The organism is Nocardia sp. NPDC050713, from assembly GCF_040654315.1.
GTDB lineage: Bacteria > Actinomycetota > Actinomycetes > Mycobacteriales > Mycobacteriaceae > Nocardia.
In genome coordinates, this window is record NZ_JBFAHS010000027.1 from 22,957 (window position 1) to 42,674 (window position 19,718).

12 protein-coding genes and 2 pseudogenes are annotated in these 19,718 nt (G+C 64.3%); 4 read left to right on the forward strand and 10 right to left on the reverse strand.

Annotated elements, in window-relative coordinates; genetic code table 11:
* Positions 1-9: 9 nt before the first annotated feature.
* From AB0H49_RS33120 to AB0H49_RS33135, 4 genes are all read right to left on the reverse strand, one after another.
* A complete protein-coding gene (locus tag AB0H49_RS33120; protein ID WP_357256815.1) occupies positions 10-6,270 on the reverse strand; it encodes an SDR family NAD(P)-dependent oxidoreductase in 6,261 nt (2,086 codons plus the stop codon).
* Between the two features lie 71 nt (positions 6,271-6,341).
* Positions 6,342-7,391 carry a 2OG-Fe(II) oxygenase family protein gene (locus tag AB0H49_RS33125; protein ID WP_357256817.1) on the reverse strand — a complete coding sequence of 350 codons (1,050 nt, stop codon included), beginning with the start codon at positions 7,389-7,391 and terminating at the stop codon, positions 6,342-6,344.
* A 155-nt stretch (positions 7,392-7,546) separates the two neighbouring features.
* On the reverse strand, positions 7,547-8,596 hold the full coding sequence (locus AB0H49_RS33130; RefSeq protein ID WP_357256819.1) for a 2OG-Fe(II) oxygenase family protein: 1,050 nt from the start codon (positions 8,594-8,596) through the stop codon (positions 7,547-7,549).
* Between the two features lie 1,585 nt (positions 8,597-10,181).
* The gene (locus tag AB0H49_RS33135; RefSeq protein ID WP_357256821.1) at positions 10,182-11,597 is read right to left on the reverse strand and encodes an MFS transporter; all 1,416 of its coding nucleotides are present in this window, start codon (positions 11,595-11,597) and stop codon (positions 10,182-10,184) included.
* 355 nt (positions 11,598-11,952) lie between these two features.
* On the opposite strand from AB0H49_RS33135, the gene AB0H49_RS33140 reads away from it, so the two are divergent.
* On the forward strand, positions 11,953-12,651 hold the full coding sequence (locus AB0H49_RS33140) for a DDE-type integrase/transposase/recombinase (protein ID WP_357256853.1): 699 nt from the start codon (positions 11,953-11,955) through the stop codon (positions 12,649-12,651).
* Complete coding sequence (locus tag AB0H49_RS33145; RefSeq protein WP_357256857.1) at positions 12,588-12,932, forward strand: hypothetical protein; 345 nt, start codon at positions 12,588-12,590, stop codon at positions 12,930-12,932. The genes AB0H49_RS33140 and AB0H49_RS33145 overlap by 64 nt, the downstream gene beginning before the upstream one ends.
* A 248-nt stretch (positions 12,933-13,180) precedes the next feature.
* Here AB0H49_RS33145 and AB0H49_RS33150 read toward each other — a convergent pair whose 3' ends face one another.
* The gene (locus AB0H49_RS33150) at positions 13,181-13,474 is read right to left on the reverse strand and encodes a hypothetical protein (RefSeq protein WP_357256823.1); all 294 of its coding nucleotides are present in this window, start codon (positions 13,472-13,474) and stop codon (positions 13,181-13,183) included.
* 677 nt (positions 13,475-14,151) lie between these two features.
* Between AB0H49_RS33150 and AB0H49_RS33155 the strand changes: the two genes are divergently transcribed.
* Entirely contained in the window at positions 14,152-15,108 is a 957-nt protein-coding gene (locus AB0H49_RS33155; RefSeq protein WP_357256825.1) for a TetR family transcriptional regulator, read from the forward strand.
* Positions 15,109-15,326: 218 nt separating this feature from the next.
* Here AB0H49_RS33155 and AB0H49_RS33160 read toward each other — a convergent pair whose 3' ends face one another.
* From AB0H49_RS33160 to AB0H49_RS33175, 4 genes and pseudogenes are all read right to left on the reverse strand, one after another.
* Complete coding sequence (locus tag AB0H49_RS33160) at positions 15,327-15,635, reverse strand: DUF3263 domain-containing protein (RefSeq protein ID WP_357256827.1); 309 nt, start codon at positions 15,633-15,635, stop codon at positions 15,327-15,329.
* A 257-nt stretch (positions 15,636-15,892) separates the two neighbouring features.
* A pseudogene (locus AB0H49_RS33165) lies at positions 15,893-16,054 on the reverse strand (3-oxoacyl-ACP reductase); the annotation flags it as partial.
* 366 nt (positions 16,055-16,420) lie between these two features.
* Complete coding sequence (locus tag AB0H49_RS33170) at positions 16,421-16,525, reverse strand: hypothetical protein (RefSeq protein WP_357256855.1); 105 nt, start codon at positions 16,523-16,525, stop codon at positions 16,421-16,423.
* Between the two features lie 103 nt (positions 16,526-16,628).
* Positions 16,629-16,955 (reverse strand): annotated as a pseudogene (locus AB0H49_RS33175) (aldehyde dehydrogenase family protein); the annotation flags it as partial.
* 187 nt (positions 16,956-17,142) lie between these two features.
* Between AB0H49_RS33175 and AB0H49_RS33180 the strand changes: the two are divergent.
* Complete coding sequence (locus AB0H49_RS33180; RefSeq protein ID WP_357256829.1) at positions 17,143-17,781, forward strand: hypothetical protein; 639 nt, start codon at positions 17,143-17,145, stop codon at positions 17,779-17,781.
* 120 nt (positions 17,782-17,901) lie between these two features.
* Here the strand turns inward: AB0H49_RS33180 and AB0H49_RS33185 are convergent, their stop codons facing one another.
* On the reverse strand, positions 17,902-19,518 hold the full coding sequence (locus AB0H49_RS33185; protein ID WP_357256831.1) for a glucosaminidase domain-containing protein: 1,617 nt from the start codon (positions 19,516-19,518) through the stop codon (positions 17,902-17,904).
* Positions 19,519-19,718 lie beyond the last annotated feature (200 nt).

The window sequence follows — 19,718 nt, forward strand, 5'->3', positions numbered from 1 at the left end:
TTCTCCGGCCTAGGGGTGGTCGAGGTACCGAGAGCTGCCGTCGTGGTCGAGAACCTCGTCGATGTAGACGGCGAGTCGAGTCGGGGTGGGGTGGTCGAGGATGCCCGCTACCGTCAGCCGGACGCCGGTAGCGGCGCTGAGGCGAGTGCGTAGCTCCACATTGGACAGCGAGTCGAATCCGGCGTCTCGGAAGGTCCGGTCCGCTGCGAGGGCGTCGGGATCTTGGTGACCGAGCACTAGAGCGGCGTGGGTACGAATCAAAGCTGTCAGCGCTTTGACTCGTTCGCCGCGCGGCAGCCCGATGATCTCCGGTCGTGGGAGGTCTTGCGCGGCGGAGCCGGACCCGTCGTCGGCCGGTGCGGGCGTGCGTGGCCGAGGCAGTTCGGACAGGACCGCAGCCAGCGGCGCGCACGGGTCGACGCGCGACAGCGCCGTAGCGACGAGAAGAGGCTCGTTCTGTTCCAGGGCCATGTCGAAAATGGCCAGGGCGCTGGCGGTGTCGAGTGGGGCGAGACCCTGCCGGGCCAGACGTGCGCGGTCGGTGTCGTCGAGGTGGGAGGTGAGTGCGCTGGATTGCTGCCACAGTCCCCACGCGATGGAGGTGGCAGGCAGACCGATGCCGTGCCGGTGGTACGACAGCGCATCGAGGAAGGCGTTCGCCGCCGCGTAGTTCGCTTGTCCGGCCGTGCCGACCACATTGGCGATCGAGGAGTACATCACGAAAGCGCGCAGGTTCATGTCCGCGGTGAGCTCATGGAGATGTAGGGCGGCGATCGCCTTGGATGACAGAACTCCCTGGAGCCGATCGGGAGTCAGGTCGGTGAACACACAATCGTCCAAGATCCCCGCGGCATGAACGACCGCGCCGAGTGGATGGCGGGGCGGGATACTTCCGATCACTGACGACAAGGCGGCGCGATCCGAAACATCGCAGGCGGCCAGGCTGATTTCCGCTCCCATGTCACGAAGTTCAGCCGCCAGCTTCCGGGCCTCGGCCGCCTGGTCGCCCTGGCGGCTGAGCAGGACTAGATGCCGACAACCGTGCGCGGTGACGAGATGACGGGCGAGCAATCGACCGAGACTTCCCGTACCGCCGGTGATCAGCACGGTCTCTTCGGGTTCGAGCGCGGCGGGCTGAGTCAGGACGAGCTTGCCCGTGCTGTGCCCCTGACTGAGGTGTCGCAGCACTTCCCGCGCGTGCCCGATGTTCCAGGTTTGGACGGGCAGCGGGCTCAGCACGCCGTCGGCGAACAGCGTATGGAGATGACCGAGGACGACCTCCACACGAGCCATCGGAAGGTCCGCGATATTGATGGAATCGTAGGTGATTTCGGGGTATCCGACGGTGGCCGTGGCAGGATCTCTGAGGTCGGTCCTCCCCATCTCCAGGTAGATCCCGCCGGGTCGGAGCAGCCGTAGCGAAGCATCCACGGCTTCGCCGGCCAGGCTGCCGAGGACGACATCGACACCGGTGGCGCCGGTGATCCCATTGAACCGATGTTCGAACCCGAGGGTGCGCGAGTCGGCGATGCGTTCTCGCGGGATCCCCATCGCCTCGACGACCCCCTGCTTGGAAACGCTCGCGGTCGCGTAGATCTCCGCTCCGAGCATGGCGGCGATCTGGACCGCGGCCATGCCGACTCCCCCCGCCGCCGAGTGGATCAGAACTCGCGTACCCGGCTTGACCTCGGCCAGCTCGACGAGCGTGTGGTAGGCCGTGAGGAAGGCGATGGGCGCCCCGGCGGCCTGGGCATCGCTCCAGTTCGCGGGCACGGTGAGGAGAGCACGTCGGTCGACGACGGCGAAGGGTCCGTAGGCCCCGGGCCGCGAGCCCGCATGCAGTACGACCGCGGCGACGCGTGCGCCGAGTTCCAGGTCGCCGACCTGCTCGGCCACCTCCACGACGACACCGGCCACTTCGAAACCGAGCGCGGTTTCCGCGAGCATGCCGAGCGCGACGAGGGGATCACGGAAGTTCATGCCGGTGGCCAGCACGCGGATCCGCACCTGCCCCGGCTCGAGCGGCACCATGAGGTCGGGCGCCGGTGCGGTCGTGACACTGTCCAAGGTCTTGTCCCGGCCTGGCACGAGCCTCCACGGTTGCTCGATGGCAGGGGGCCGGAGCAGGCCGTCGACCGCGGGAGCGAGCCGCGGGACGAATGCCTTCGCGCCGCGCAGAGCGAGCTGTGGATGGTCGGTGGCGATCGCACCGATCAGCAACTGGTGATCGAGCGGACCGGTGTCGAGATCGAGCAACTGCAGACGGCCCGGATTCTCGCTCAGGACCGAGCGCATCATGCCCGCGCATGCTGCTCCGATCGCGTCCGCCACGCACTCCGCGAAGCTCGCGCCGTAGGCGCGGCGAGTGACGCAGACGATCAGCGTCTTGTGGAGCAGATCTTCGGACAGCAGCGTCTGCGCATCGACCATCACCCGTGAAAGATGTTCGCGCAGTATGGTTTCGTTCGGCAGCTCGTTCACCCGAGTCGAGGAACGGAGATCGAGCAGGACGACCTCCGGTACGCATCGCCCGTTCTGGAGCGCGCGCGCCAACGAGCGGGCATCGGGGTGAACATCCGCTCCCGGAAGGTCACGGTGTGAGCCGACAACCGCCCATCGTGCGGAATCTCCTTCGCTGTCGGTGCCCAAATCCACTGGACGCCAATGGAACCGGAACGCATGGGATGCGCCGGTGGCGAGCATTCCGCGCAGCCCGCGTTTCGTCACCGGACGCAGGAGCAGATCTCGGAAGTCCGCGACAGAGTTTCCCTCGAGATCGGTGACTCGAACGTGGTAGCGGTCCTGTCCGGCCGGGCTGATCGTGGCGCGCAGGTCGTTGGCCCGCCGCGGCAGTATCCGCGCGGAGCCGATGGAGTACGGCAATACAGTGCCCTGCTCGGATCCGCTCAGCAGTAGCGCGTGCAGGATCGAGTCGACCAGAGCGGGATGAACAGCGAAATCCTCGGTGTGGACGCGCTGTTGCCGCATCATGTGGACTTCGACGTACAGCGTGGCGTCTTTGCGCCAGGCGGCCGTCAGGTTCTGGAAGGCGAAACCGTAGTCGTATCCCCTGTTTCGGAGCGCGCGATAACATCCGTCCACGGATATGCGACGACTGCCGCGAGGAGGCCACACCTGGTCCGGCGCAGCGTCTTCGGCGTTGACTCCGGGTTCCGCGGTGGCCGTGTCCATGGTTGTCGTCGCCTCGCCATGGCAGCGCCATTGCCCTTTGTCCCCGCGATCGCGGGAGTGCAGGGTTACCCGGCGGCCGCCGTCCTTTTCCACTGGGCCGCACGTGACCTGGATGTCGACTGCCGCATCGGACAGCGGCAAAGGAGAGCTCAGGACCAGATCCCGCACTCCGCTTCCCCCCGCTCGCGAAGCGCACCAGGCGAGAATTTCGACCGTCACGGTGGCCGGCACGATGACCCGGTCGAACACCTTGTGGTCGGCCAGCCACGGGTGTTCTTTCACATCGAGGTGGCCTACACACAACATGCTGCCGTCGGAAAGGTCGGTGGTGGCGGTGATCAACGGGTGGTCGGCGATGTCGAACGATCCCGCACGCATATTCCGTGCGGCACTGGTCGTGGGTAGCCAGTAGAACCGACGTTGGAGCGCATACGTGGGCAAGTCGACTTCGCGGGCACCGGGATACAACGCCGCCCAATCCACGTCGGCGCCCTGCGCGTGCGCATCGGCGACGGCGGCGAGAAAGTCCGCACCTCCCCCTCCCCCGCGCTGCAGTGTGCCGGTGACGCCGGCGTCGATGTCGACCGCGGAGGCGATCTCGATGATGCCGCCGGTCAGTACCGGATGCGGCGATACCTCGATGAACTGCCGATATCCCGCGGTCAGCGCACGGCGTATCGCCTCGTCGAAATGAACGGTCCTGCGGAGGTTCTCGAACCAGTACGAAGCGTCCAGCCCGGACGAATCGACGATCTCGCCGGTGGTCGAGGAGATGATCGGCAGTCGGGCCGCACGGGATGTGATTCCCGCGAGGTCGGCGTGGATACGATCGCGCAGCGTCTCCATGTGCTCGCTGTGGGACGCGTAATCCACAGGCAGCAGCCGGCTTTCGACACCGGCTTGTTCGCACTGCCGCAGAAAGTCCGTCATCGCTTCGGCATCGCCGGCGACCACCGTGGCCGACGGACCGTTGACCACCGCCACCTCGAGCCGGTCGTTCCACGGGCACAGCAATTCTCGCGCGCGCTCGGCGGGCATCGCCAGAGACGCCATGGCTCCTCGCCTGTCGACCGCCCGTAGCGCCGCGCTGCGCAGCGCCACCACACGGGCGGCCTCGTCGAGTGTGAGGGCTCCAGCTACGTGAGCCGCGGCGATCTCGCCTTGGCTGTGCCCGATGACGGCGGCGGGCGTGACTCCCAGGCTCTGCCACAATTCGGCCAGCGACACATACATCGCGAACAGGAGCGGCTGGATCACCTCGGCCCGCTCGACCGGTGCGGTCCGTTCGCCGCGCAGCACTGCCATGATGTCGAAGCTCGCGTAGGGTCGCAGAGCCTCGGCGCAGCGTGCCATCGATCGAGCGAAAACGGGTGAGTCGGCGAGCAGCCCGGCTCCCATCCCGTCCCATTGCGACCCTTGACCGGGAAAGACGAAAACGGGACCCGGTCCGTGCCTCGTCTTCCCCACGGCAACGCCGAGCGGGGCCGGTACCGCCCCCGCGGCGAAGGCGTCCAGCCGCGCCACCAGTTCCTCTTTCCCACCTCCGGTGACAACGGCTCGATGCGTCAGAGCGCTGCGTGTGGTGCCCAGCGACCAGCTGAGATCCACCTCGGAGAGTTCCCTGTGGTTCCGCATGTGCGCGGCCAGCGCGGTGGCCTGTGCGACGAGCGCGGACGGCGACGCGGCGTACAGCGGCAACATCGGTAGTTGCCGCCGCAACGGGGAAGTTTCGCGTCGGCGCGGGGTCTGATGCCGGAGAGCGGGGCGTTCGGGAGCTTCTTCGAGGATCACGTGGGCGTTGGTGCCGGTGATCCCGTACGACAGGACGCCCGCTCGACGCGGTTCGGTCGTGCGCGGCCAGGGACGAGGCCGGCGCAGCAGCCGCATCCCCCCTGCCGACCAGTCCACACCCGCGATGGGGTTCTCCACATGCAGCGTGGCGGGCAACCGCTCGTGCTGTAGCGCCAGCACCATTTTGATGAGGCCCGCGAGACCGGCCGCGGCCAGTGTGTGGCCGATGTTCGATTTGACCGAACCCACCCACAAGGGATCGTCCGCGGAGTGGTGCCGCGCATAACTGGTCTGCAGAGTCGAGGCCTCGGTCGTGTCACCGAGCGGAGTCCCGGGGCCGTGCGCTTCGATCGCTCCGATGTGCTGGGGAAGCAAACCGGCGTCGTCGAGCGCGGCAGCGATCACGGCCTGCTGGGCGCGCCCGTTCGGCGCCTGCAGGGTGGCGCTGGCTCCGTCCTCGTTGACCGCGCTGCCGCGGATCACCGCCAGCACCGGCTTCCCAAGAAGCAGGGCCCGCTCCAACGGCATCAAGATCAACGATGCGACGCCCTCCGCTGGAGCGAAACCGTTGCCGTCCGCGGAGAATCCGCGGGAGTAGCCATCCACGGACAGGACACGGTGCCGTGAATATCGGGCCAGCATCGACGGATCGGAGATCGCGGTAGCGCTGCCGACGATCGTGACATCACACTCACCGGAGCGGAGTGCTCGAACCGCCAAGTGCACGGCCACCAGAGCTGACGAGCAGGCTGTATCCACTGTGATGGCAGGGCCGTTGAGGCCAAGGGAATAGGCGATTCTTCCGGAGGTCGCGCTCAGCATCGTGCCCATCAGCAGATGCCGTTCCAGGCCTGGAATTCTCGAACCTGCCAAGCCATAATAGCTGTCGGTCGCCCCGACATAGACTCCGGAGCGGACATTGCTCAGCGACCGTGGGCTCGAGCGTGCGCGTTCCAGCGCGAGCCAAGAACTTTCCAGCAGCATCCGTTGTTGCGGATCCATTGTGGTGGCCTCACGCGGGCCTATCCCGAACAGGCTCGCGTCGAACTCGCCGATGTTCGGCAGGAAGCCACCCCGCTGGATATACGTGGACCCTTCGACGGCCGGGTCCTCGTTGTACACGCGACGCAGATCCCATCCACGTTCCGTCGGGAGGTCGTAGGAGACATGCCGCCCTTCGGAAAGAATCTTCCAATAGCCATCCGGATCATCGGCGCCGGGGAAACGACAGTCCATGCCTACGATCGCGATCGATCCACCCGGCCCGGAGTCTCTGTGGTCAATCATGGCACCATTCATTCATCACGCTTACGCACAAGTTCGAACCGAATATCAGGAAGCAGCTCGCTCGCGATTGGCTAGTGGTCGTAGTCCACATATTTGCCGGCCAGCTTCGCCATGAAGTCTTTGGCGCCGATCGGGCTGTACTTCGGCGTGCGGCCGGGCCATACCTCGAGAACCGAGGTTTCCCGGGGAAGAACGAGATACGGAGCGGAGATCCGGGATACCGCCCGGTGTCCGGGTTCCCGAGGCGCACACACCCGATGCGAACACGAGCGGAAACGATCGTTGCTGACCATTTGGAGCCAGTCACCGCTGTTCAAGATCATGGACCCACGGGGGGCGGTGACCCTGCTCCAGGTCTTGCGCCCCGGGTGAAAAACCTGCAAGCCTTCGATCGGATTCGCGGGCAGCAAGGTGATCAGGCCGTAGTCCTCGTGGGTCATGAAGCGCCCCGTGTTCGCAGGACCACTCGCGGGGCCCTCGAGGGCTGGATAGTGGTTGATTCTCAGCACACCGTTCGGCGGTGAGAGTTCCCCGTCGTAGAGGGAAGGATCGATGTCCAGATACCGGAGGAGGGCTCGCACGAGCGGCAGCGTCAAGTCCTCGCACGCCTGCCAATACGGCCTCAGCGCGGTTTCGAACTTCTCCTCCGGCCAGAAGGTCAGCGCCTTGTCGTAATCCTCGCCGGGCAGACGGAAGGAATCGCGAAAGAACTCCCACGCTTCCACCGAATTCGGCCGTGTCGGTGTCCACTGCTGGACCGCGAAGTACCCGCGGCGGAACGCTCCGCCGTACACGTAGTCCGTCGCGGCGAATTTCAGTTTCTGTTCCTCGGGAACCGAAGTGAACAGTTCCAGCGCGGAGGAATCGGTGGCCTGCAGCAAGTCGACATCGATTCCGTGGTTGATCAAAATCGCGAGCCCGGTGTCCTCCATGGCGCGACCGAGCATATCGACGAAACGTTCCTGCGCCGCCGAGTCGCCCTTCAGGTCGGACATATCGCAGACCGGCGGCGCGAAACTGTCGTCGAACACGTCGTCGGGCGTCTCCTCGAGGGAGTAATCGAGGTCCTTGTCCACCACTCCGAACTTGCCGAGCGCCTTATTGGAGTTGCTGGTACCCACGTTTGTCACCTCTGAATGAATCCAAGCCGTCGACGGACGGCCACTTTTGCGCGCAGTGTCGAGTGGACAAGACAGTCGAAACAACCTCTGCGAAAAATTTCGACCCGAGCGAACCGCCGGTCCATCTGTGCACCGATCCGACGCACAGGTCGACCTCAGCGACCCACATACCGCGCAGCCAGCCGCGTCATGAAATCCCGGCCACTGAGCGCCTGATATTTCGCATCGAAGCCCGGCAACACTTCCACGCTCGACGTTTCATGGGGATGTACGACATACGGAATGGTGAGGCGCGGCACGGCCCGCTGAGCACGGTCACGAGGCACGCTGACGCGATGAGTACAGGAATGGAAGTGGTCGTTGCTGATCATTTTCAGCCAGTCGCCGCTGTTCAAGACGAAAGATCCGGCCGGCGCGTGGACCCAGCTCCATGTCTTGTGTCGCGGGTGATAGAGCTGCAGCCCCTCAACCGGAGTGGCCGGCAGCAGAGTGATCAAGCCGTAGTCCTCGTGGGCGATGACACGGCCCGTCTTCCCGGACTCCGCCACGGCGTCATCGATCGGCGGGTAGTGGTTGAACCTCAGCACGCTGTTCGGCGGGGACAGTTCTTCGTCGTACAACGAAGGCTCGACGCCCAGATATTGGAACATCGCGTGCACGAGGGGGAGCACCATCCGTTCACAAGCCTGCCAATAGGGTCGCAGCGCTACTTCGAATCGCTCATCCGGCCAGAAGGTGAGAGCCTTTTCCGCGTCTTCTCCCGGGATACGGAAAGCCGCTTTGTCGAGTTCCCACGCTTCTACCGAATTCGGCAGCGAAGGGGTACTTTCCTGGAGCGGGATGTACCCCATCAGCAGCGGCTCGCCGAACGTGCAGTCCGTAGCGATGTGCCTCATCTTTTGTTCGAGAGGTATCGTCGTGAACATCTGCAGTGCTGCGTCGGCGGCCGTGGGCAGAACCGTTTCCGCTCCATGGTTGATCAAGATGGCGAGTCCGACGTCCTCCATGGCCGCGCCGAGGCGATCGATGAAACGGGACTGCGCCGCCGCATCGCCGTCGAGGTCCGCCATGTCGCAGACTGCCGGCTCGAAACTGTCGTCGAATACGTCTTCGGGACTTTCGACGAGCGAATACTCCAGATTATCGAGATCGTTCTCGACCACCGCGAATTTGGTTTGCCCTGCATCAGCTGTATTCGCACTCACGCTAGCCCCCTACAAGATATTCGATCAGGCGTCCGGGCAGTGATCCACTCGGCGGCTGGATAAGCTCGAGAAAGATCGAACAAGACGGAAATACTGCGTAGTCCAAGGTTGCCTCACCGCAAGTGCGCTGTCAATAGCCGTCCTAAGAGTTGCAAGGCGCAACGGAGATGACGTGTCAATAGCTATATTTCGGCAATCCCACCGTACAGTCGGCCCGACTGTTGGTAAGCAATTCTCGGTTCGCAAATATGCGCACGCCGACGAACGCAATCCGCGTGCGAATGCTGCCGTCCGCAGGTGGCACGGAACGGCCGTCGAGTTACCGAGGCGTCGCAAATTCACTATGGCCACGCGCGACAATCGCATGTCCGGACCAGCGGTAGCCTGGTCCGGCCCGCAAGTTGTCGAGATTGTCGCTGCGCAATTGTTGACAAGGTTGACGGCTCGTATGGGCGCTGCGGACTGCGAGGCGATACGTCGCGCTACGACCTGCTGAGCAGAAGGTGCCGACCATAAGCGGCAGTACCAGATGGAAAATATGTTACGGACGCTGAGCTGTTGCGCAAGGCGAGCTTCGGCACTTTTCCCACAAGGCCGGGAAGTCGGGAAGCTTGCTGTTCAGGCCTTAGTTATCGTGCGATGCGAGAACCCCTGTTTCGTCGTAGCTACGTTGATATCTGTTGTCGCCATCGCGCGGACGCGGGACGGCGCCGACGCAGGAACGGTCGCTCGGGTTGCCGCAGCTGACATGGTTGGTCAGCGTGATCGTCGAGCCGAATCCGGTGGCGCGAGCCCGCACGCCTATCGAAGATCGTGCCGGGCGAGACAGGCATTCGCCGTCACGTTCTCCTCGGATGGCAGCAAGGCCCGCTCGGATGTCGTCGGCTCGAGCATAGGGGTGGGTTCCCCTTCCGGTAATCGATCACGACCGATCGCTACGGAACCATTTTACGGCGATACGCCTTGCGAGAGTGGATGTTTCAGTTGACTTGCTGGTTATTGGCCACGCAAATGCCTGAGCCACAGTCACTTCCACGCCTACGCAGTCCCTCGCGGTGTGCCTAGGATCGCAGGATCGCCTGCGGCGCCGCCAATCTGCGCGATGCCAGCGTGCCGCTGACCAAGATCGACTATCCCGATTCCCGCGGGAATCAACACTCGCACCCGCCGCAGGGGTGATCTTGATTGCTGATGTCGCTGGTGGCGGCGTCACCAGCACTGAGCGGGCGGCGCGGTGCGGATATCCACAGCCACCTGACGACTACGACGTTCATCCACGTGGAAGGAGTTTGCGCATGCCTCTACGAAACCTCTCGACAGCCGGTGGCCGAGGGTGGTGGATACCGCACAGAGTGTGCGGATACCGACCGCTCGAGCTTTCCGTCCAGTCTGCATATGGAAGACTTCGCGTACATGACCGCGCAGGCCGTCGCGTACTACCTCCTGGCGGTGCTGAAGCTGATGCTGGTCGAACCGTACGACTTCGAACTCTGGATCTTTCTCCGCGGTGCGCGACGACGAGACGACCCTGCGCGGCCTCCGCCCCGCACAGCACGCGGCGATCGCGGACTGGCTCGAGTTCCTGTCACGCGAGATCGACGAGATGATTGCGGAGGTCCGGTATGAGTCTCGTGTGGTTCACGCGATGAGCGGCAAGGATGCCGAGTGCGGCGATGGCGGCGAATCCCAACAGCAGGTAGCGGGCCGAATTCACCGGCGAGGATCCACCGAGATTGACCAGCAGGCCGGCGACGGCGGCTCCGAAGGCTGTTGACATGGTCAGGATTGTCGCTATGGCAGCGGCAGCCTTCTGGCCTTCTTCTGGATCCGGCGCGCTGGTCATCGCGGCCACCGACAGGTGGGGCCAGGCGATACCGATACCGGCCCCGGCGAGGAACAGCAGCGGCAACCACGCCAGAACCATCGGCGAAGAGACATGGCTGCGTTGTAGCAACGCCAGTCCCAGGAATCCGATCGCCAGCAGCAGTGGACCGGCAACTCGAAGTCGCCGGATTGTGGCTTCCTTCTGCACCGAAGCGACGAGCATCTGACTCACCGGCCAGCCCAGAGACAAGGCGGCACCGAAGAATCCGGCCACGACCGGAGGCAAGCCGGCCAGGCGCTGGCCGAACAAGGGCAGGAACATCTCCACACCCACCCCGGCCGACAGCACGACGATCGTCAGGTATACCCACCGCAACGGACTGCCGGACCGGTACGTCGCGAGCGGGAGAATCCGTTGCACCGCACGCTTTTCCCATACCAGGAACACGAGCACGGAGGCGACGGCCACCGCGAGCGCGAGCGTCATCGCCGCGACACCCGCTACAACCCCCGCCACACTCACCGCCGTGGCGGCACCGACCACCAGCGTCAGCGATACGATCGGAACCGGTGCTGGGGTCTTGCGGTCGTCACTCTTCGGCAGGACCCGCGGCGCGGAACCTGCGGCCGCCACACCCACAACGGCGAGGACAACGAATGCGGCTCGCCACAAACCGAATTGGGCGAACAATCCCCCCATAGCCGGGCCGACGAGAGTGCCTACGCCGAACATGGCCGAGATCAATGCGGTCCCGCGCACCCACAGCGACGGTGGCAGTGCCACATACACTGCCGCGAAACCCAATCCGGTGAGCAGTCCCGCGCCAAGCCCCTGGACCCCGCGGCCGATCAGGAACACCGCCATGCCAGGACTCACCGCACACACCACCGAACCGGCGGCGAACACCCCGAACCCGATCAGATACGAGCCGACCGTACCGCGCAGAGACAACATCCGGCTCACCGCCAGCGTGCCCGCCACCTGCGCGACCGAGAAGATCGTGGTACTCCACGCATACAGCCTTTCGCCGCCGATGTCGGCGACCGCGCTCGGCAACAGGCTCCCTACGAGATAGATGTTGATCGCACCGACGAGCACTCCACCCGCCAGCACGATCGCAACGCCGAGGTGATCGCGGAATTCTCTCCAAGACGTCACTTCTCGCTCTGTCGTCACAGTGTCCTCCGTTTCGTGGTTCCAGTACGTGAGGGCATCATCACTGACTCGCGAGCACCGGTATTCGGACAAATCGGACGTGAATTACGTCACATTCTTGGGATGCTGATGGCCTGTGCTCGCTCGGTGCGAGCTGAAAGCGACCGGTCGCCATCAGCAGCTCGCTTGCCGAAATTCCGCCAGCGAACCGCACCGCCGACAGCACAGCCGGAGTGAACCGCCGCAGATATGTATTCGATGCATCCAGGGCAGCCGGGTGCCCATGGTCACGCGGCAGCCGCGGCCAGGATCTGGGCCATCTTCGCTGGCCAAGCCATTGGTCGAACGCAACTTCACCGCCGGCGAACCGAACCGGATGCGGGTGGCCGATGCCACCCACATCCCGTGCGGGCAGGCAGCTTTCTGGCTGGCGGCGGTCCGTGACGCGTTCTCCGACCGAATCGTCGGATGGAACCTTCCGACCGCTGCGATGCCGAGCTGGTTCTCGGCGCGATGGAATACGGTCTGGAGCCGGGAGATCCGCGACGGCCAGTCGATACACCATAGCGACCGCGACTCGACCCACACCGCGATCCGGTTCGCTAATCGGTTGGCCGACAACGGGATCGTGCAATCGAAGGGGTCGGTCGGCGACAGTACGACAACGCGGATGATGGCGTCGTTCTGGTCCCGCATGCAGGTCGAGCGACTGAACCACCGCCGCTGGAACACCTGGATCGAGCTGGCCGATGCGATCTTCGACTACCTCGAGATCTTCCACAACCGGCAGAGCCGTCACAGCAGCCTCGGCATGCTGACCCCGATAGTCTGTTGGAGAGGATGGAGTCGGGTTGTCGAGGACGAAGTACCCGGCCGAGCTGCGTACGCGGACCCCGCCCGTGCGTCGCAACAGATGAGTCGGCGGAGCCGAAAATTGCGGCCAGCACTCCCATGGCGAGCGCGAAACCGGCTCGCAGCGGCGCAGGCATCTGCGCGGTGGTCGATATCGATGTGGGTTCAGGCCGTACCGGTGTGCCGGATCCGGACGCCGCGCTGCGTGTGGCGACAGCCATAGCCGCCGCGCCACTGCTGGCCAGGCGCGGCGTCCAGGGATACGGCGGCAACTGGCAGCACATCGGTGACCCCTCCGACCGCCACACCGCGGTCGCCGAGGGGATGCAGCGGCTCACCGCCGCGATCGAACTGCTCGTTCGCCACGGCGCCGGCTCGAAGGCCTTCGCCACCGACGCAGGCGCCCCCACCAGCGACATCGGTGCGTACCTCTGCTACGGCGACGAACAGAGACTTCTGTTGACCGACCATCCCGGCAGACCCGCCCTCGGATCTCACGTGTAGTTCATACCTCCGCACTGCGACCCCACCATCGACCGCTACGACATCCTGCACGTGGTCGAGGGAGACACTCTTGTCGACCTCTGGCCGATACAGGCGCGCGGGAGATCCCAATAGCGGCACCGGAACTGTTCCTTTCCGACGTCGTCAACGCGGGCAGCAGTTCCAGGAACCACATCGACGATGACGTCCATTTCTGTAGTCGCACTCCGTATGCATGCGGGTATGGCATACGGAACAACTCCACGTAGTCATCGCGGTGTCCGTCCTTGTTGCTCTCCAGCCTCGTGAAGCAGGACAGCTTCACGCGCTGCGCCCGGCCGTGGAAGCTCCTGGTAGAGCCTGGAATCCAGATTCTGAGAAAGATAGGTCCGCTTTGCCCATTCGTACGCGTAGAGCGCTCTCCGCAGCCATCGTGAGGGGCAATCCCGAAAGTAATCACCGGGGTCTTCGAAGTAATCACTGGGGTGGGGGTCGTCCATCAGCAGGGCTTCCATAGCCGCATGAAACCCGGCTCTGTCGATATCTATTTCGTGGGAATTCATGATCAATCCTTGGTTCGAGTTAGCGTGATACACCTCCGGCGATAGCAGTGATAGCAAGAGGCAGCGACATACGGAGCACATCCACCTGTTCGCCAGGAACGACACCAGCAACCCGCGGCGCGCCGCAAGGAACGGGAGTGGATCGACGTGTTCGCAGTTCCGAAGCCGGTGGTGCGCGAACCGGCGAGTGGTAGCGAAGGTCTCGTCGCGACAGTCGTGTGCGCAGGCCGGACCGCCAGTCGAACGCGCCGAGAGACACGGCGGAAGTGGGTTCCGCAGCGGCCTGAGCCGGCCGCTGCGCGCATCTCATGGGCTCTCCGCCAGTCTCGAGCCTGGAAAGTGTGGCGACAGCCTCCAGATGCGACTGGAACAAGATTCCCTCTTCCCACCGAGGTGCGAACAGATCCATGTAGGCACGTCCAGGCGTGCTGACGCGTCGACCGCCAGGCCGATGACTTCCGGCGCGGTCGCGCGATCGGCGACCAGCGGGACCACTGAGGGCTGGAAGCTCAGCCATCGCACACCTTCCGTTTACCAGGGTACTGAACATTCACCGTACGTTCGATTGGTAGCTGTTCAGGTAGTGACTATGGTCACTGCACATCCACAAGGCTGTCAAGACTATCCGCTGGTAATTCTGCAATTCGATTTCACAGGAGCGGTATATTATGTTCAGCATGCCTGAACATACGATAGCGAGCGAGGGTTCCAGCGACACCGGTGCGGGCAATCTGGTGCGCCGGGCTCGGACGGCGGCCGGAGTCTCGCTCCGCGAACTGGCGCGCAATATCGGCGTCAGCGCCGGAACCCTCAGTGCCATCGAGAACGGCAAAACACCACTGACCATCGACCGGCTCGACCGGATCGCTGCCGAACTCGGCGTCGCCACCGTCGACATTCTCGCCACCCGGCTACCGTCAGCCGTCGGCGACACCGGCACATCTACCGCCCGGTCGACAGGTGACGGGCAGACATGGCGCACCTTCGAGCCGCTTGACCTCGATCCAGCTCTCGACGCTGCGATCGCAGCATTCATGCAAACCGGCTACCACGGCGCGACGATGAGGAGTATCGCGGCCAACGCCGGTATGAGTGTCGCCGGCATCTACCACTACTACCCCAGTAAACAAGACCTACTCGTCGCCATATTCGACCTCGGAATGTCCGAGCTGCACTGGCGAATCCCGGCGGCCCGCGACGACGGTGTCACCGTAGTCGAACGATTCGCCAACATGGTCGAAGCCCTGGCGTTGTTCCACACGTATCGCGGTGACCTCGCGTTCATCGGGGCCAGCGAAATGCGCAGCTTCGAGGAACCCAGCCGCTCCCGAATCGCCGCTCTGCGCAGCGACATTCAGCGAATGATCGACGATCAAGTTGCCTCCGGAATCCAGGCAGGCGAGTTCACCACCCGCCACCCACGCGAAGCCGCCCGCGCTGTCGCCACCATGTGCACGTCCCTACCGCAGTGGTTCCGACCTGGCGGCCCCATTTCTCAACAACATATCGCCGTCGAATACGCGCAATTCGCCGTCGACATCATGCGCGGACACACACAACCCGAGCCGACCCGGCCCAGGCTCCATCGGAGCGAGCGTCGGGATACCGATGGATCTCGATCTCGCTCCCAGTAGCCGAACCTGACGGTTTGGAGGAAGGACCGCCTGCGATCGACAGCGTGGCCGACAACTACGCCGAGCACCTGCGATTCCGGGTGTCGTGCTCGATCCGACACAGCGAACGAAGCTGTTGTGGTATGGAATTCGCCTTCTTCGACCTGGAAAGCACCGCCATCGCCCGCGCCTACCGGACACAACGAGCCCAACTCCCCACGTGGTTCGGCGACCTTCACCTACATCCGGCCCTCCCTGATCGGACTAGCCGAAGCTGTCTCAGTCCTGACCAGAGAAGCACCCCCCTCGCCCGTTTCAACCGTGCTGCCCGCGGACGACCGGTACAACCGCTTGCGGCATTGTTCGCGCAATATGGCGATGGTCGAATTGGTGAGCGTGCGCGCAGCCGGTGAGCCGAGCAGGCGGTTCAGGCGATGGTGGAATTCTTCTGCGCTGAGGCCGAATCGCATGAATGCCTCGGCGTCGTTGCCTCCGTAGGGTGCCCACTCGCTGGCGAACTCCAGGAGATCGATGTCGACAGAACTCATCGCGGGACACGCTCGCCCACGCCCCAGAAAAGCCAACTACCGCAGCACCGCGTCGGAGTTGATCCCAACCGATCCGAAATCGTTTCAGACACGGCCCAACTCAGCCGCGCCGGTGACGATCGCGGTCTGGTCAGGGTTCTCATAGATATCTCCTGGAGTCGAATGTTGTTGTCAGACACCGCCGGTCAGCGTGACGCTGCCGTCGAGGACCAGTAGCTGACCGGTGATTAGGCAGCGTCGTCGGAGAGCAGGAACGCCACCGCGCCACCGTGCTCGGCCATCCAGGCCGTGTGCACTTCCTGTGTCCACGACAGCGCGGCCAGGCAGTTGACCTCGATGATCTTGCGGGCCGCCGGCAGATCGATGTCGATCATCGGACCGTACACCGGGTTGATACCGGTGTTGTCGACCAGCAAATCGGCACATGTCCTCGAGCGACCCCTGCCTGCGCGGCCGATCGGGGAACGGGCCGCGGCGACGATCACAGCTTCCGACATCAGAGCTCCATGGTAAATAAGCGCTTGCTTAGTCGCATCGTGCAGGAGGTCACAGACACCGTCAATAGGAACCGAGCTTCAGCTTCCTGTCAGACACATCACACAATCGGCCCCAGGCGGGATGGAGAACCGACCCGCTGAACCCCTCCGATCCCGGATCGTCGTCGGCGGTCCGGGACGGCCACGGCCCGCGTTCCCCGCAGCGAAGTCAGGCGGTGAGCGCGGGCCCATGATTTTCCACTGGGTCGTCCGTGTCGGTCGGGACTCGCCGACCGACACGGGCGCGACTCAGCCCAGATTCATGTAGACGGCTTTGGGATAGAGGTAGCTTTCGACGTGTTCGCGACCGCCCTTCCAGCCGTAGCCGCTCATCTTGGTTCCACCGAAGCCCATGGACGGGTCGAGTACGCCGTAGCAGTTGACCCAGACGGTGCCGGGCGGTGATGCCCCGAGACACCTTGTGGGCGGTGCCGAGATCCGTCATCCAGACACCTCCGGCCAGCCCGTACGGGGTCGCGTTGGCAAGTCGGAGTGCCTCGTCCATGCCGTCGAACGGGATCACCGTCGCCACCGGGCCGATGATCTCCTCCTGCGCGATGGTCATCTCGTTGGTCGCGGAGGCGAACACCGCGGGTTCGACGAAGAATCCCGATGCCCGGTCACCGTCCAGACGTCGTCCGCCGCTGACCAACTCGGCCTCGCCGGACCCGATCTCGATGTAGTTCAGCACCCGGTCCTGCTGGCGCTGCGACACCAGCGGGCCCAGTTGGGTATTCGGCTCGAGCCCGTCACCCACTCGGATCGTCTTGGTGAATTCCGCCATGCGCGAGACGAATCCGTCGTGGATCGGACGCTGGACGAATACCACCCTTATGGTCGACTCCGCAGTGACCACTCACAGCGCTTCCGAGGAAGTGCGGGACAGCTACTCGTCCTGGCCTCCAGATCCTTCGCCTCGGCCAAGGGCCCTCGACGACGACGCCGAGGCGACGGCAGGTCTGGAGCGCACTGTGGCCACGTGCATTCGGCTGGGAGTCGACTTCGACACCACCTTGTCGATCGTCATCGGAGCCATCGAACTGATCATCGACGCCGAGCTTGCGACGTCCCCGCTTGCCACCGATTCCGGGCAAGTACTACGGACCGTGCGTGCGGCGACAGGGATCGTCACTCGCGTCCACGGGCGGTTGGCAAGACCCCGGTCGCACGAGTGCGCCGACACCGGTCGTGACGTGGCTGCCGCACTGTTGCGTGGCGATTCGACGAAAGTGCTCGGCCATTGCCATCAGATCGGCATCACCGACGCCTACGCGAGTCTGGCGGTCCATTTACTGCTGCCGCCGCGCAGATCTGTCCCGCAGTACGGGCCACGCGGCACCGCCGAACCCGCCGCACGGCTGTATTCGGAGCTGCGGCGGCGCTTCGGGTCCAGCGCACTGGCGTTGCTCACCGACAACGGCGCGACAATCCTCATCCCCGACGCAGCGTTCAGCGACTACGCCGAACTCGCAGCTTCAGTCGATGCCCTCGTCACCGACGACGGCAGAACACCGACCGCGATGACGATGTGCGCACCCACCGCCGAACTACCGGCGGCGGCCGAACCGATCCTGGCGGGCGATCCGCACCTTCGACGACGCCGTCGATAGGGGCAAAAATGGCCTGCCGAACAGTGCCGGGAAGTCGATGCCGTCGTGATTGGGCCGCTCCGGGGTCCGGAAACCGGACTGAATCGAGAACGTGATGTGGACTGACCTGGTGGCAGGACCTCACTTGACCGGATCGTTTGCTGTCGAGCTGCCCGGTTGCCGACTCCCACGCCGGGGTGAGCTACTCGGTACTCGCTCGATCATGCGCATGACGGCGGCCAACACCCTTCCGTAGCCAGGCGCGGTAGCGTAGCCCGCCGCGGCCACCTCCTGGGCAAAGATGTACGGGTTCCCGCCGGAGCGAGCGAAGGCCTTCCCGTATCGCGGGTTCAGCATCAGGACGCGGGCGTGCGCGTCGAATGCGCTGCCGGGTGAGTCGAAGGTGCGCAACCATTCTCGGACTACGTAATCGTAGCGGCCGTCGGACCGCTGGGTGACGGAGATGACCTCGGGATACCGCACGGTCGGGGTGCGATGCGTCTTTCGGGTTGTGCACAGTTTGCGCTGTGACGCCGGAATGTTCGTCGGCGCTGTGATGCCGAAGACGTTGTTGCCGCAACTGTTCTTGCCCCAACCGGTTGCGACGGCGGCTTGTCCGAGAGTGACCAACCAAGGGATACCCGTGCGGGTCTGGCTCGCCATCGCATGGGGCTGGTACCTGCGCACGAACTCGACGACATGCGCCGGCAAGCTCCGCGCAGGCGCCTGCCCGGGAGCAGAGCGCCGTGGCGATGAGGGCGCCGCTGACCGCACTGGCGTGGGCGCTGGTGGTCCTGACCGCACCGGCACGACACCGGAACCCAAACCGGGGACGGGACCATTGAACAGCGGGCTGCAGGTGCGCGCACCTTCCACACTGAGGTCGACATGAATGTGGTTGGTGTGCGGACTGCTGCCGCCATAAGGCCGCCAACCTTTGTGGCGGAGCTGCCAATTCCACTGCTGCCGATTCCAGATGATGTATGCCACTTGCAATTCCACCGCATTGTCCTGCAGCCATTTGATGTAGGACTCGGCCTGCGCGCGTTCCGCGGGAACGGATACCAGCGCGTAGAGATCGACCGACCGTCCCTCGCCGTGCAGTGAGGTGCCGCGACAATTATAGGTACCCGCCTTCCGGCCGGTCAGCCGCCGCCACTGCGCCGCCATAGCCTTGGCGCCAGGCTGAGCGCGGCCTACGCAGCCGGTGAATGTGCCGCGGCGGACGATACCTTTGGCACGGTCGGTGACCGGCGCGTCCTCAAGTTCGAGGGAATCGGCATCGACGTCCTCGTAGTCCATCTCGCCGTAGTCGACATCCTCACCGTCGACGGCCTCGTAAACGGCGTCCTCATAGTCGGGCGCTTCGGAATCGGTGTCCTCGTGAACGGCGTTTTCATAGTCGGCCGCTTCGTAATCGGTTGCCTGATAGCCGGCGGTTTCGTAGTCCGCCGCTTCGTAGGCCCTGGCCTCGTAGTCGGCGACTTCGACGTCGACATTCTCGTAATCGGCGTACTCGTCACCGTATTCGACTGCGCCGGGGCAGGCCTCGCTGGCATCGGCCTCCTCGAGTTCCCCACCCGCGTAGTCGGACGCGGCCCATTCCGTATCGAAATCCTCGCCGTGCCAGGTTGTTTCGCCGCCATATTCGGTTTCGCCGATGTCCTCGGCGAAGACGTCCTCGCGGGTCGGCCACATCCCGGGGTCAGGTGTAAATTCGGGCGAGGCGAAGATCGGTGATTCGGCATAGATGCTCATGACAGGCTCTCCATCGGGTTCGCATCAGCGGGTGCTCTGATAGGCGACATCACGTCGTTCCCTTGGCGGGCGAACCGGCCCACTGGGGCGCGCTTGCAGGTCTGCCCACATGACCACGGCGCTGCCGCGGGTCCAGAAGTTCCTCGCCTGCCCGCGCGCGACGAGTTCGACGCAGGCGGCATGCGCGCACTGGCTGCGCC